This is a genomic window from Frisingicoccus caecimuris (assembly GCF_004340975.1).
Classification (GTDB): domain Bacteria; phylum Bacillota; class Clostridia; order Lachnospirales; family Lachnospiraceae; genus Frisingicoccus; species Frisingicoccus caecimuris.
Genome location: NZ_SLXA01000004.1, coordinates 41,202 through 55,280, shown reverse-complemented (window position 1 = coordinate 55,280; position 14,079 = coordinate 41,202). Strand labels below are relative to the sequence as shown.

Here is a 14,079-nt window from a genome sequence, read left to right as displayed (position 1 = left end):
TAAGGTCATAAAAACCCTTGCAAATTGCATAAAAACACATTTAAAAAAAATCCATGTTTGTTAACATTTATTTTAGATGTGAAGCTATAATAAAGAACGTAAACCCCCCCAATACATTATATAGTTTTTTGTTACACCCCATAAGAAACAAAAAATACCTTCTCCGAAAAAGGACAGCAGAACGCGATGGCTGTCCTTTTTTCATGCCCTGAGAACCTGGCGGCTTGACGGGAGTTGGGCTTGCGTTTATTATATATATGTAAAAAGCGATGAATGGAGAAGGCGCCATGAATTTTGGGATGAATGAAATAGATTGCAGTCAGGCAGAAATAAGATATTTTTATTTAAAGCATGTGAAACCGGTAATTTTAAAAGACGCCTTGTTTGCTGATGGAACTGCAGAATATGTACAAATGTTAAACGAGAAAGTGCGTCTGCGTTTCCGGACAGGAAAGAATAATGTGGGAGACGTATTTCTGCGAAGCGGCGATGCCAGGCTGCCCATGCGGAAAGTGGAATCATCGGGCCTCTTTGATTATTATCAGATTGAAGTTCCCTGCCCGGAAGAAAGCATACCTTACTATTTTGAGATAGTTTCTGGAAAGATGGTTTTGTATTACAATAAAAAGGGCGTGCAGAGCGAGCATCAGGAATACTACGATTTTAAAATCATTCCGGGATTCCATACGCCGGATTGGGCAAAGGGAGCCATTTTTTATCAGATTTTTGTGGATCGTTTTTATAATGGCGATCCATCCAATGATGTGGAAGACCGGGAGTATATTTATATTCAGAAATATACAAGAAAGATTCAGGATTGGAACAGCCTGCCGGAAGCATACGACGTAAGTCGATTTTATGGCGGTGATCTGCAGGGAGTTATGGACAAATTGGATTATCTGCAGGGATTGGGAGTTGATGTGATTTATCTGAATCCGATTTTTGTTTCGCCTTCGAATCACAAATATGACATACAGGACTATGATTATGTGGACCCGCATTATGGGAAGATCATCTATGACAGAGGGAATTGTCTCAATGAGGGAGATTCGAGTAATGAGCAGGCCACGAAGTTTATTGCCAGAGTAACGGATAAGGCGAATTTGGAAGCGAGCAATGCATTATTTTCCCGATTAGTTCAGGAAATACACCGTCGAGGAATGCGGATTATTCTGGATGGAGTTTTCAATCACTGCGGTTCTTTTAATAAATGGATGGACCGGGAACGGATTTATGACAAAAATCCTGAATATGATAAAGGGGCTTATGTCAGCGGGGACAGTCCTTACAGAAATTTCTTTTCTTTTCATAGTGAGAATTGGCCGAATAATGGCGATTATGATGGCTGGTGGGGACATGAGACGCTGCCGAAATTAAATTATGAAGGATCTGAAGAGCTTTACAAATATATTCTCGGAGTGGCCCGGAAATGGTTGTCGCCGCCTTATAATATTGATGGCTGGCGGCTGGATGTGGCGGCAGATTTAGGATTGTCGCCGGAATTTAATCATCATTTTTGGAAGGATTTCAGGAAAGCGGTGAAAGAAATTAATCCGGATGCGCTGATTCTGGCTGAGCATTATGGTGATCCATCCTCCTGGCTTCAGGGAGATGAGTGGGATACGGTCATGAATTATGATGCCTTTATGGAGCCGGTGACATGGATGTTGACCGGCGTTGAGAAGCACAGCGATGATTACCGTTCGGATTTGTATGGGAATGCGGAGGCCTTTCAAAATGCCATGGATCATCATATGAGTGCTTTTCACAGCGAGTCACTGTATGTGGCTATGAATGAGCTTTCCAATCATGACCATTCACGATTTTTGACCCGAACAAACCATCGGGTGGGGCGTATTGGCACAGCGGGGGCCGAGGCAGCCAGTGATAATATCAATTATGGAATTTTTCGTGAAGCGGTGCTGCTTCAAATGACCTGGCCGGGAGCACCGACCATTTATTATGGGGATGAAGCCGGTGTGTGTGGGTGGACGGACCCGGATAACCGGAGAACCTATCCGTGGGGGGCGGAGAATAAAGAATTGATTGCCTTTCATCGGGATTTAATTCGTATTCATAAAGAACATCAGGTGTTGAAGACCGGTTCTTATCGTTTCCTGGCGGGCGGCTATCAGTGGCTGGCCTTCGGGCGGTTCAATCGGGACGAACAGATGATCACGATTTTAAATAATGATGACCAGGATAAAGAAGTACGGATTCCGGTTTGGATTTTGGGCATAAGAAGCGATACACAGATGGTGACCCTGATGCGGATCAATGAATCCGGATATTACACAAATGCAATGATGCACTCGGTTCAGCATGGTTACATTTGCGTTTCCATGGAAAGATACAGTGGATTGCTTCTGAAAGCAAAAAAAGCAAAAAATAAGTCCGGACATTAAAAAAATACTTGCATTTTGGAAAGACATATGCTAAATTAATATATTGTCAGGACAATTGTGGATGGATTCCCGAGTGGCCAAAGGGGGCAGACTGTAAATCTGTTGTCGACGACTTCGAAGGTTCGAATCCTTCTCCATCCACTCAGCCGGCGTGGCGGAACTGGCAGACGCACAGGACTTAAAATCCTGCGATCCTAACCGATCGTACCGGTTCGATTCCGGTCGCCGGCATATATGTGAATGGAGAGAAACATTGGATTTCCAATGTTTCTCTTTTTCTATGTATGAAAAGCCTCTTTGTGGTTAAAAATACCTTATAAATAAGGAGGCATATTATGAAAGATAAAGTATTTGGTGTTTTACAGCGTGTCGGGCGTTCTTTCATGCTCCCGATTGCCCTGCTTCCCGTTGCAGGACTGTTACTTGGAATCGGAGGTTCTTTTACGAATGAGACGATGTTGAATGCCTATGGATTGATGGGATTCATGGGACCGGGAACATTGTTGTATGCGATTTTTACAGTCATGAAAGAGGCAGGAGATATCGTTTTTGCGAATCTTCCGATTTTGTTTGCCATGGGCGTGGCAATCGGTATGGCGCGGCGGGAAAAGGAAGTTGCCGCTTTGGCTGCGGCCGTAGCCTTTTTTATCATGCATGCATCGATCAGTGCGATGATCACGATCCATGGTGGAGCAGAAAATCTTCTGGCCGGAGCCTCTGCTTCAGTTGTTGGTATTACATCCCTTCAAATGGGGGTTTTCGGTGGTATTATCGTTGGACTGGGTGTGGCGGCTCTGCATAACAGGTTTTATCAGATTGAACTGCCTCAGGTGTTGTCTTTCTTTGGAGGAACCCGGTTTGTGCCGATTATTTCTGCGTTGGTCTATACGCTTGTGGGGATTTTGATGTACTATATATGGCCGCCGATTCAGAGCGTGATTTACAGTGTGGGGAATGTGGTCTTGAATTCCGGATATCTGGGGACGTGGATTTATGGTGTGATGGAGCGGGCCCTCATTCCCTTTGGGCTACACCATGTATTTTACTTACCTTTCTGGCAAACAGCTGTGGGCGGTACGATGGAAGTTGGGGGCCGTCTGGTTGAAGGGGCCCAGAATATTTTCTTTGCCCAGTTGGCAGATCCAACAGTGGAGCAGTTTGCATCATCAGCGACTCGATTTATGTCCGGTAAATTTCCACTCATGATTTTTGGGCTCCCGGGAGCGGCGCTGGCCATGTATAAGACGGCGCGGCCGGAAAAACGAAAAGCCGTCGAAGGACTTTTGCTTTCAGCAGCATTGACATCCATGCTGACGGGAATTACCGAACCGCTGGAATTTACCTTTTTGTTTGTTGCGCCTGCCCTGTATGCGATTCACTGTGTTTTTGCCGGCGCAGCCTATATGCTGATGCATATATTTAATGTAGGCGTTGGTATGACTTTTTCCGGTGGTCTTATAGACCTTTTCCTGTTCGGTATTTTGCAGGGAAATGCGAAAACAAATTGGATATGGGTTGTTATTGTTGGTATTGCGTATTTTATTGTTTATTATTTCCTGTTTACCTTTCTGATTCGCCGTTTTGATCTGAAAACGCCGGGGCGGGAAATGTCGGATGAAGTTAAATTATATCATCGGAGTGATGTGGATAAAAAACGTCGGAGCGGAAAGAAGGAAAGCGCTGGTGGAAATGCTTTCAAGGAAAACGGTATGTCTTCTGGCAGCTCAGTCTCCGAAAGCGATGAAATTTCGGCGAGAATCTGTGAAGGACTTGGCGGACGGGACAACATTTCTGATGTGGATTGCTGTGCCACCCGATTAAGGTGTACGGTACATCAGTCTGAAAAAGTGAAAACAGATGTGTTAAAATCGACCGGTGCATCCGGTGTGATTCAAAAAGGTAATGGTGTTCAGGTGATTTACGGACCGAGAGTCACGGTGATCAAATCCCATCTGGAGGATTATCTGGAAAAAATGCCGGAGGCCTCTGTGCCGCGGACTTATGATGGACAGACACCAAAAAACTGTCAGATAAACTCAGAACCAAAGAGCTGCGTGATCGCAAGTCCGTATACGGGAATTGCGGCAGACATCAGTAAAGCTCCGGATGAAGGATTTGCCAGCGGAGCAATTGGAGAGGGCGCTTTTGTAGAGTTGACCGGACCGGATATTGTGGCTCCGGCTGACGGTACGGTGTCTTTTGTGTTTGATACACATCATGCCCTTGGATTTAAAACAATTGACGGTATTGCGCTTCTCCTTCATGTGGGGATCGATACGGTGAATTTAAGGGGCAAAGGTTTTGAGGTGCGTGTTAAAGAAGGGGATCTGGTTAAAAAAGGGGATATTTTAATGCGTGTTGATCTGAATTATGTTCGACAGCATGCCCCGTCTCTGGCATCACCGATCGTGTGTACCGAACTTGATGAAGACAGTCGGGTGCGTCTGCTTTGCAGTGGTCCGGTTAAGGCCGGAGAAGATTTATTACAAGTTCAGATTGGAAATTAAATCAGGAAAACACCGCCGGATTTTTATCGGCGGTGTTTTTGTGCCGCTAAAGGAGGGAAGTTGAAAATTTAATAAAAATTGAAGCAGAATGCTTGACAAAGATACTTTGAAATGATAATATACTATCGTTGCATTTGCCCAGATAGCTCAGTCGGTAGAGCAGAGGACTGAAAATCCTCGTGTCACTGGTTCGATTCCGGTTCTGGGCACGCGGGTGTAGTTCAATGGTAGAACACCAGCCTTCCAAGCTGGATACGTGGGTTCGATTCCCATCACCCGCTTTACAATTAAATATATTATGCGCGAGTGGCTCAGTGGTGGAGTATCGCCTTGCCAAGGCGAGGGTCGCGGGTTCGAATCCCGTCTCGCGCTTCACAAAATGATGTGGATGCGGAGTGCATTACGTCCATATCACCAGAGAAGAAATACCCCTAGAAACAGGGGTATTTTTTGTTATCAGCTATGTGCGTTGTCGTAAATCTTTTGAATATCTTCCGGTAAATGGCTGGGAAGAAGGCTCTGGATCCGTTCCTCGCTTCCGTCCTGTATGGCTTGTTCATAATACCAGCACTTGAACCTGAGCATATCCAGAATTTTATTCATGTGTGCGATTTCCGCTTCTACTGTCCTTTTCTGTCTTACAAATAATTCCTTCCGAAGTGCATAGGTGGATGCTCCTTCTACACACCAATCCATAAACTGCTTAATGTCCTTGATTTCTAACCCGGATTTTTTCAGACATTCAATCACCCGCAGTGTCTCAAGTTCCTTTTCTCCAAACTTTCGTATGCCGGACTTGCGCTCCATTCCCGGGAAAAGTCCTTGTTTATCGTAATATCGCAGCGTAGAGATAGGCAAACCGAACATCTCCGATACCTGTCCGATCGAGTACATATAAATCCCTCCCTAAATTTAAAAAAAGTATTGACCTGAAGTTAGGTTTAGATTGTAGAATATAATGTAGCACAAAAGAAAACCAAATACAAGGAGTGAATTGTTATGAATAAAAAAGTGCTGATTCTGTCTTCCAGCCCCCGCAAAGGCAGCAATTCGGAGGCGTTGGCGGCGGCCTTCGCCAAGGGTGTGCAGGAGGAAGGTCATCAGGTAGAGACCGTGTATTTGCGTGAAAAGCAGTACGGCTTCTGTCAGGGCTGCTTCGCCTGCCTGAAGCTGGGCCACTGCGTCATCAAAGATGATGCGGTGGAGATCGCCCAAAAGATGCATGACGCCGATGTTCTGGTATTTGCCACGCCGGTCTACTATTATAGCGTCAGCGGCCAGCTGAAAACCATGCTGGATCGGGCGAATCCGCTGTTTGACAGCGATTATCACTTCACCAAGGCGTATCTGCTGGCAACAGCGGCAGAGAATGAGCCGAGTACGGTGGAGGGTACCGAAAAGGACGTGCAGGGTTGGGTGGATTGCTTTGACCGCTGCGAGCTGAGTGGCACGGTGTTTGCGGGCGGCGTAAATGATGTGGGTGACATTGTCGGGCACCCGGCATTGGAAAAGGCCTATCAGGCCGGCAAGGAGGTTTGAGTCATGGAAAAACTGAAGTTGGCAGAGGAATGGGACAAGGTGTTTCCAAAGAGTGATCAGGTGGCTCACCGCAAAGTAATCTTTCATAACCGTTACGGCATTACCCTTGCAGCTGACCAGTATGTACCTAAAAACGCAACAGGAAAGCTCCCGGCAATCGCCGTCAGCGGTCCGTTCGGCGCGGTGAAGGAGCAGTCCTCCGGGCTGTATGCGCAGAAAATGGCAGAGATGGGCTTTTTGACGATTGCCTTTGACCCATCCTTCACAGGAGAGAGCGGTGGGCAGCCTCGCTATGTAGCATCCCCGGACATCAACACCGAGGATTTCTGTGCGGCGGTGGATTATCTTTCTACACTTGACTGTGTAGACCCGGATCGTATCGGAATCATCGGCATCTGTGGCTGGGGCGGTATGGCCGTCAACGCTGCCGCTATCGATACACGCATCAAGGCCACTGCCGCCATGACCATGTACGACATGACCCGTGTCAATGCAAACGGCTATTTTGACAGCGAAAATACTGCAGACGCCCGTTACGAAAAGAAAAAGGCTATGAACGCCCAGCGCACTGAGGATTTCAAAAATGGAAACTATGCTTTGGCGGGCGGCGTGGCGGATCCGCTGCCGGAGGACGCGCCTCGGTTTGTGAAGGACTACTACGCCTATTATAAAACTCCGAGGGGCTATCATCCCCGCTCTCTCAATTCCAACGGCGGTTGGAATGTGACATCCGCGCTGTCCTTTATGAATATGCCGATCCTGCAATACAGCAGTGAGATCCGTTCCGCCGTACTGCTGGTGCATGGTGAAAAGGCCCATTCTCGCTATTTCAGCGAGACAGTTTACAACAAGCTGACCGGAGACAACAAGGAATTGCTGATCATTCCGGGCGCAAATCATACCGATCTGTACGATCAGCTGGATGCGATTCCCTTTGAGAAGCTGAAGTCCTTCTTTGGGGAGTATCTGAGGTGAAAACACTATACCGGAATCTGAAATGAAGGAAAAAACATTGACGCTGACGATAAGCGGAACGGCATTGGATGAGAATAGCGTATGCCCCAAATGTGGTTATAAGAAAGTTTAATTGTTGGGCCATTGATCCATAGGTAATTAATCCTCTATGGAGCAATGGCTCCTTCTTATATCCGTTTTTCAGTTTATACAAAACTTGAAATTCTCTCTGTTCCGGGGTCTGGTTAATTGCTCAAACCCGACAAACCCGTCTTCTTCTTTATCTTCTATAATTTCCATATAATCATTCAGCGTCTTCATTATTTTCGACTGACGTAAATAGATAGAACCAAGGGGCTGAAAGCAATAGATTTTATGCAAAAAACATGTAAAAAAGCCTGGTTTTCCTGTACTTTGTACAAGTTGTCAAAAGTTATTAAATTAACGATAAAAATTTATAGACAATTTGGCTAAGGGGTGTTATAATAGCAACATGACAACTGATAGAACTGGTAGAACCAGTCGAGCAATTTAAATCAAAGAAAGGGAGAGGATTATGTTATTACAAGTTATTCTCGCAATTATACCTATCGCATGGCTGATCATCTCTATGACAGCGTTTAAGATGTCAGGTTTTAATGCCTGCGGTATCGGTCTTATCATTACAGCAGTTGAATGTCTTGCTGTATATGGTATGTCAGTAGTTCAGGTCGGCACAGGCGCATTAGAAGGTGCTCTGGCGGCCATCTGGCCAATCGGTATCATTATGTTTGGTGCCATGTTCGTATACAACCTGAGTCTTCGTACAGGTGGTATGGATGTTATCAAGAACATGTTGGCTTCTGTATCCAATGATAAACGTGTTGCAGCGTTGATTCTTGGATGGTGTTTCGGTAACTTCATGGAAGGTATTGCTGGTTTCGGTACAGCCGTTGCTATTCCGGCAGCCATGATGGTAGGTCTTGGATTTGATCCGATTGCATCCGCTGTTATCTGTTTGATCGGAAATGCAGCATCTCCTGCCTTCGGTGCTATCGGTACACCGACGATCAGTGCTTACAATACAGCAGGCTTTGAAGCAATGGGAATCGATATGATCTCCTTATCTGCACCGACATCCCTGTTACTTGCAGGTCTGTGTATTTTATCTCCGTTTGTAATCGTATGGTTGGTTGGCGGAACTCCAAAAGCGCTTAAAGGCGTTATGCCTATTACAATTGTATCTGTAGTATCTTTCTATGTACCATTTTATGTAATTTCTGCATTTGTTGGTCCTGAACTTTCTGTTACGATTGGCGCTATCATTTCTTTAGTAGCAGTTGTAATCATGGGACGTAGATCCAGCGGCGATATTCCGGAAGAATATCTGCTTGAAAAGAAAGATGAGGCAGCACAGGCAGCAGCTTCGGCAAAACCGCAGATGAGCGTTGTAAAAGCCTGGATTCCGTATGTATTGATCGTTATTTTCATTCTTGGTTCTTCCAAGTTAGTTCCTCCGATCAACTCCGCATTAGGTGCGATCAAATCAACAGTTAAGATTTATGCAGGAGAAAATGCCGGTGCATTATCCTTCTCCTGGATCAATACACCAGGTGTGTGGATGTTCCTTGCAGGTATCATCGGTGGTCTGGTTCAGGGCGCAAGCATCGGCGACCTTGGTGCAGAATTTGTTGCAACTATTAAGAAATACTGGAAAGCCGTAGCAACCGTAGTATTTATCGTAGCAATTGCTAAATTGATGGGTTATGCTGGTATGGTTACAAAATTAGCTAACGGCTTAGTAGCTCTTACAGGCAGCTTCTATCCATTTATCGCTCCGATCATTGGTGGTATCGGATGCTTCGTTACAGGTAGTGCAACTTCTGCTTGTGTTATGTTTGCAAAACTGCAGACAGAAATTGCCGGTCAGTTGAATATTGATCCGACCTGGCTGGTAGCTGCAAACTCTGCAGGTGCAACCGCTGGAAAGATGATTTCTCCACAGAGTATCGCGATGGCTGCAGCTGCTATCAGTGTGGCTGGTTCCGATGGTAAGATCATGAGCGCAACACTTAAATGGTGTGTTCTTTACCTCGTTATCCTTTGCGTATGTTGCTATGTAGGTGTTATTCTCTAAACAAAAAAGCTATTAAAAGCATATAAAGCATACATGTTAGAAGTGGCATCAGTGTGTGATACATACTGATGCCATTTCAAATAAAAGAGTTATACAGATTGGGCTTAGTATAAATCTTGAAAAAGGGGGGTGTCCGGTGGATTATCTATATACGGATATATATAAAAAGTTGGAAGAGAGAATTAAGGAAATGTCGGTAGGAGAAAAGCTGCCGTCGGAAAGGACGATGGTTCAGGAATACGGCGTTAGCCGGAATGTGCTGAGAGAAGCGTTAGTGCTGCTGGGTGACAGAGGCCTGATTGAGATCCGACCGGGTAAAGGCTCCTATGTGACTGATAAACAAAAGCTTCGTTTCGCCAAACATTTTGAAAGTATCCTTGAGGAAGACCGTCATAGTCAGATGCAGGTACTTGAGGTTCGGGAAATATTAGAACTGGCAATGTTTGAAAAAGCTGCATTAAATGCGGACAGCGATGACATTGATGCCATGGAAAAAATCTATGAGCAGATGGAGAAAAATCTCGGTGAAAAAACCGGATATGGGAATTTGGATTTGAAGCTTCATATGCAGATCGCGAAAGCAACGCATAACGACATTTTTCCAATTTTGGTACACACCCTGTATGAGTCCAGCGGACAGAGGAGCGTGTTGATGGAAGATATATTTCCGGAATCAATGAGGTCTATTCATCGGGATCATTTGGGGATTATCGAGGCGATCAAGCGCCGCGATGTGAAGGGCGTACGAAAAGTCGGAAAACGACATTTTGATGTGGACCGTTATATGCTTCTGTCCATGAATGGACTTGAAGAAAATTCAAAATAAAGGTAGAATAAAAAGGTATTTTCAAAGAAGAATGGGACATAGACCTCCGTCCGCTTTCTTCGGATGAAAATGCCTTTTGTTTTATTTTGTGGATAAATGGCTGTTTATATCAGCGGAAAGGAAAGAAGAAATGGGATTGAATCAGACACCGGCAGCAGATCGAGTACATATAGGTTTTTTTGGAAGAAGAAATGCCGGAAAATCCAGTGTTGTCAATGCGGTAACAGATCAGACTTTGGCTATTGTTTCTCCGATAAAGGGGACAACGACGGACCCGGTATATAAAACGATGGAATTACTTCCTATAGGACCCGTAATGATCATTGATACACCGGGAATCGATGATGAAGGGGCACTTGGCGAGCAGCGGATAAAGAAAACCCGTCAGGTACTTAATAAAACAGATGTGGCGGTTCTTGTTGTTGATGGAACGACAGGTATGAACGGTGCGGATGAAGAATTGATTCGCCTTTTTAAAGAAAAGGGAATTCCTTATATTATTGCTCTGAATAAAGGCGATCTGTGTACTGTGTGCAGTTATGGCGCGGACGAGCCCTATATTTGGGTCAGTGCAAAGGAAAAATCCGGGATTTATGGACTGAAAGAGAAAATAGCCCGTCTGGCGATTACAGAAACTCCAAAACGGCGTATTGTAGCGGACTTGATTCGGCCGGGCGATTTTGTTGTACTGGTGGTGCCGATTGATTCCGCTGCGCCGAAGGGGCGGCTGATCCTGCCTCAGCAGCAGACGATACGCGATTTGTTGGAGGCAGATGCGGTTTCAATTGTTGTAAAAGATTCAGAATTGAAACAGACATTGGAGAAGCTTGGTAAAAATCCTAAAATGGTCATTACGGACAGTCAGGCTTTCCGTAAGGTATCGGCCAATACACCGGCAGATATATTGCTGACCTCTTTTTCTATATTGTTTGCCCGTTATAAAGGAAATCTTGAATCGACGGTACGAGGTGTCGGGGCCTTGGACAAATTGAAGGATGGTGACCGGATTCTCATTTCCGAAGGATGTACCCACCATCGCCAGTGCGATGATATAGGTACTGTGAAGATACCGCGTTGGATTGAAGAATATACAGGGAAACATTTTCAATACGAATGGAGTTCGGGAACAGAGTTTCCGGAGAATCTGAATGCTTATGGGCTGGTTATCCACTGTGGCGGCTGTATGTTGAACGAGCGGGAAATGAAGTACCGGCAGAAGTGTGCTGAAGAGCAGGGAGTGCCGATGACGAATTATGGAATTCTTATCGCACATACTCAGGGAATTTTAAAACGAAGTCTGGAACCTTTTCCGGATATTTTGAGATTATTAGAAAGGTAGTACCCTTTCGGGCATACCGCAATATATGCCCTTCGGGCGGGCGCGCTCCGTCAGGCTTCGCGCGATAAGGTATAACAAGATTTCAGCTTCGTCGTTTCCAACCGAAGAGCTCCGGGGGTAAAGAGTAAGCCACACCGATTCCAAGACCGATGGCGATAGCCGTTTTTAAACTGCTCATACCGTAGTAAAGGGCTGTTTCTTCCAGACCTGTGATCGTATAGTAGGCTGTGTAATAAATGCCGGCTCCCGGAACGAGCGTAAAGATACCCGAAATCAGGAAAAGTGTTGTCGTTACCTTATAGAAGCGGGCGAGATATCTTGAATAGATTGTAAGAATGGCGCTTGCCGCAAAAATGGCCGTCACGGAAGAGCCGGTCACATTGAGTGTCAGAAGATGGACACCCCACCCGAGAGCACCTACCAGACCACATTGGGGCAGATACTTATTTGGTGTGCTGAACAGTATGGAAAATGAAACAGTTCCTATAAAAGCTGCGATTAATTGAAATAAAATCTCCATCATGGATGCCCTCCTTTATTATAAAAACAATGCTGTGGCAATTCCGACACCAATGGCAATGCCTCCGGCGGTCACCAGTGCATCAACAAGTCGGACCAGACCGGCAAGATAGTCGTTTTCGAGGAAGTTGCGAAAAGAGTTTGTCAGCGCAATTCCAGGGACCAACAGGAAAAGGGCTCCGATGGTGATGCGATCCAACTGATCACCTAAACCGATAAAATGAAGAAGAATACATGCACAGACGGCGATGATGCTTGCGGCGATATTATACATGATCTTCGGCAGAGACAGTTTTGGCAGCAGGTATAATACAAAAATATAAAGAATGCATCCGGCGCAAAAAGCCGTCAGAGCATCAAAAAAACTTCCCCCGAAGAGATAACAGAAACCACCGCTTCCGAAGCCGGCACTGATGATTTTTATTAAATTATTGGAAGATTGAAGAGAATGGATTTTATCCAGTTCGGCTTCGATTTCCGACGGATCATTCAGGCCGGCTGCGATTCTTCGGGATAAGGTGTTTAATGCCTCTAAACGGCAGATGTTTATAGGGGACAGTGAAATATAGCGGACACGGCAGGAATACATCTGACTGTCTGTCAGCATGGAGGCAAAGATTCCGTTGGCAATGACAAATGTATTAAAATCCTTCAGCCCCAGAGCATGGGCAGCATAAGTCATGACATCTCCGGTACGGAAAATTTCTCCGCCGTTTTCCAGCATTTCACTGCCAAGCCGTGTGACCAGTTCAAAATATATTTTTTCTTTTTTAATAATTTCTTCATGGCTCATAATGATTTTTATTTCCTCTTGTTTAATGGTATGAGATTATATTATCACAAAAATAAAGAAGATAAAGAAGTAATTTTTTAATATTCTGTATTTTAATTTTAAAATATGTTATACTGTAACCATTGATTTGAGTGCGTTTGCAACGAGGAGGAAAACAGCCAATGGAAAAAATAAAGATATTTACTGATTCAGCCAGCGACATTACTCGTGAAAATGAGAAAAGCCTGGATATAGAGATGGTTAACTTCAATATTGCAATGGGTGACAGATCTTATATCAGCAGAGTCGATTTTAATAATGAAGAATTTTACAGATTAATGGCAGGATATGATGGCATTCCAACCACATCTCAGGTCACAGCTTTTGAATTTCAGGAAATGTATGAGAAATTTTATAAAGAGGGTTATACAGATTTGATTGGTATTCTGATCAATAGTGAGGGCTCGGCGACCTATCAGAATTCTTTAATGGCGTATAAGCTTTTCATGGAAGAACATCCGGAAGCCGAAGAAAAATTCAGAGTGCACAGCATTGATTCCAGGAGTTATACCGGTGCCTATGGCTATGCGGTGATCGAAGCCGCAAAAATGGTCAGGGATGGAAAGTGCGTCGAAGAAATCGTTGCCTTTGCGAAAGACTGGGTGGACCATTGCGTCATCTATTTTGTACCGTATACATTAAAATATGCCAGTAAGAGCGGAAGAATCCCAAGTGCGGCGGCATTTGTCGGTGATAAGCTTGGCATTAAACCGATCATGCGGATATATGACCACATGATTTCCACGGCGCTGACTGTCCGGGGTGAAAAACGGGTTGTGAAAAAAATCGCAGAAAAGACCATGGCAGATATCGAAAAAGGGACTCCGTACATGATTGTTTATGGTGATAATACGGAGATCAGAGATCAGATGGCCGAAGAAATGACCCGCCTTCTTGGCTATGCTCCTGTGGATTTTTATCAGATCGGAGCAGCCATTGCAGTCAATGCCGGACCGACCGTAACAGGCGTTATTTTCAAAGAAAAATAGAAATTCGCGAAAATTATTTACAATAATATCCAGTAAAAAAGCCTTATGTTAAG

At 44.8% G+C, this 14,079-nt stretch carries 11 protein-coding genes and 5 tRNA genes; 13 read left to right on the top strand and 3 right to left on the bottom strand.

Annotation, left to right across the window (positions count from 1 at the left end):
* Positions 1-299 precede the first annotated feature (299 nt).
* From EV212_RS05675 to EV212_RS05645, 7 genes are all read left to right on the top strand, one after another.
* Positions 300-2,405 carry a glycoside hydrolase family 13 protein gene (locus EV212_RS05675; RefSeq protein WP_207669074.1) on the top strand — a complete coding sequence of 702 codons (2,106 nt, stop codon included), beginning with the start codon at positions 300-302 and terminating at the stop codon, positions 2,403-2,405.
* A 59-nt stretch (positions 2,406-2,464) separates the two neighbouring features.
* Positions 2,465-2,546, top strand: a tRNA-Tyr gene (locus EV212_RS05670).
* A 4-nt stretch (positions 2,547-2,550) separates the two neighbouring features.
* Positions 2,551-2,636: transfer RNA gene (locus EV212_RS05665), tRNA-Leu, on the top strand.
* Between the two features lie 104 nt (positions 2,637-2,740).
* Positions 2,741-4,912, top strand: a complete 2,172-nt coding sequence (locus EV212_RS05660; protein ID WP_132090204.1) for a PTS transporter subunit IIABC — start codon at positions 2,741-2,743, stop codon at positions 4,910-4,912.
* Positions 4,913-5,048: 136 nt separating this feature from the next.
* Positions 5,049-5,121: transfer RNA gene (locus tag EV212_RS05655), tRNA-Phe, on the top strand.
* A 1-nt stretch (position 5,122) separates the two neighbouring features.
* Positions 5,123-5,193 (top strand) — tRNA-Gly (locus tag EV212_RS05650).
* A gap of 19 nt (positions 5,194-5,212) precedes the next feature.
* A tRNA-Gly gene (locus EV212_RS05645) sits at positions 5,213-5,284 on the top strand.
* 84 nt (positions 5,285-5,368) lie between these two features.
* On the opposite strand, the gene EV212_RS05640 is transcribed toward EV212_RS05645, so the two are convergent.
* Positions 5,369-5,806 carry a MerR family transcriptional regulator gene (locus tag EV212_RS05640; protein ID WP_132090201.1) on the bottom strand — a complete coding sequence of 146 codons (438 nt, stop codon included), beginning with the start codon at positions 5,804-5,806 and terminating at the stop codon, positions 5,369-5,371.
* A 105-nt stretch (positions 5,807-5,911) separates the two neighbouring features.
* Between EV212_RS05640 and EV212_RS05635 the strand changes: the two genes are divergently transcribed.
* From EV212_RS05635 to hydF, 5 genes are all read left to right on the top strand, one after another.
* Complete coding sequence (locus EV212_RS05635) at positions 5,912-6,451, top strand: flavodoxin family protein (protein ID WP_132090198.1); 540 nt, start codon at positions 5,912-5,914, stop codon at positions 6,449-6,451.
* A 3-nt stretch (positions 6,452-6,454) separates the two neighbouring features.
* The gene (locus tag EV212_RS05630; protein WP_132090195.1) at positions 6,455-7,426 is read left to right on the top strand and encodes an alpha/beta hydrolase; all 972 of its coding nucleotides are present in this window, start codon (positions 6,455-6,457) and stop codon (positions 7,424-7,426) included.
* A 535-nt stretch (positions 7,427-7,961) separates the two neighbouring features.
* On the top strand, positions 7,962-9,521 hold the full coding sequence (locus EV212_RS05625) for an L-lactate permease (RefSeq protein ID WP_132090192.1): 1,560 nt from the start codon (positions 7,962-7,964) through the stop codon (positions 9,519-9,521).
* Between the two features lie 136 nt (positions 9,522-9,657).
* Positions 9,658-10,347 (top strand): FadR/GntR family transcriptional regulator, encoded by a 690-nt coding sequence (locus EV212_RS05620; RefSeq protein WP_132090189.1) that lies wholly within the window; start codon positions 9,658-9,660, stop codon positions 10,345-10,347.
* Positions 10,348-10,477: 130 nt separating this feature from the next.
* Complete coding sequence (gene hydF, locus EV212_RS05615; protein ID WP_132090186.1) at positions 10,478-11,686, top strand: [FeFe] hydrogenase H-cluster maturation GTPase HydF; 1,209 nt, start codon at positions 10,478-10,480, stop codon at positions 11,684-11,686.
* A gap of 82 nt (positions 11,687-11,768) precedes the next feature.
* Here hydF and EV212_RS05610 read toward each other — a convergent pair whose 3' ends face one another.
* Entirely contained in the window at positions 11,769-12,209 is a 441-nt protein-coding gene (locus tag EV212_RS05610; RefSeq protein ID WP_132090183.1) for a threonine/serine exporter family protein, read from the bottom strand.
* Between the two features lie 15 nt (positions 12,210-12,224).
* Entirely contained in the window at positions 12,225-12,998 is a 774-nt protein-coding gene (locus EV212_RS05605; RefSeq protein ID WP_132090180.1) for a threonine/serine exporter family protein, read from the bottom strand.
* 161 nt (positions 12,999-13,159) lie between these two features.
* On the opposite strand from EV212_RS05605, the gene EV212_RS05600 reads away from it, so the two are divergent.
* A complete protein-coding gene (locus tag EV212_RS05600) occupies positions 13,160-14,026 on the top strand; it encodes a DegV family protein (protein ID WP_132090177.1) in 867 nt (288 codons plus the stop codon).
* The last annotated feature ends 53 nt before the right edge of the window (positions 14,027-14,079 follow it).

Excerpts from the sequence above, each read along its gene's own strand:
- EV212_RS05675 (WP_207669074.1), top strand. The coding sequence starts at position 300 with ATGAATGAAATAGATTGCAGTCAGGCAGAAATAAGATATTTTTATTTA.
- EV212_RS05660 (WP_132090204.1), top strand. The coding sequence starts at position 2,741 with ATGAAAGATAAAGTATTTGGTGTTTTACAGCGTGTCGGGCGTTCTTTC.
- EV212_RS05640 (WP_132090201.1), bottom strand. The coding sequence starts at position 5,806 with ATGTACTCGATCGGACAGGTATCGGAGATGTTCGGTTTGCCTATCTCT.
- EV212_RS05635 (WP_132090198.1), top strand. The coding sequence starts at position 5,912 with ATGAATAAAAAAGTGCTGATTCTGTCTTCCAGCCCCCGCAAAGGCAGC.
- EV212_RS05630 (WP_132090195.1), top strand. The coding sequence starts at position 6,455 with ATGGAAAAACTGAAGTTGGCAGAGGAATGGGACAAGGTGTTTCCAAAG.
- EV212_RS05625 (WP_132090192.1), top strand. The coding sequence starts at position 7,962 with ATGTTATTACAAGTTATTCTCGCAATTATACCTATCGCATGGCTGATC.
- hydF (WP_132090186.1), top strand. The coding sequence starts at position 10,478 with ATGGGATTGAATCAGACACCGGCAGCAGATCGAGTACATATAGGTTTT.
- EV212_RS05610 (WP_132090183.1), bottom strand. The coding sequence starts at position 12,209 with ATGATGGAGATTTTATTTCAATTAATCGCAGCTTTTATAGGAACTGTT.
- EV212_RS05605 (WP_132090180.1), bottom strand. The coding sequence starts at position 12,998 with ATGAGCCATGAAGAAATTATTAAAAAAGAAAAAATATATTTTGAACTG.
- EV212_RS05600 (WP_132090177.1), top strand. The coding sequence starts at position 13,160 with ATGGAAAAAATAAAGATATTTACTGATTCAGCCAGCGACATTACTCGT.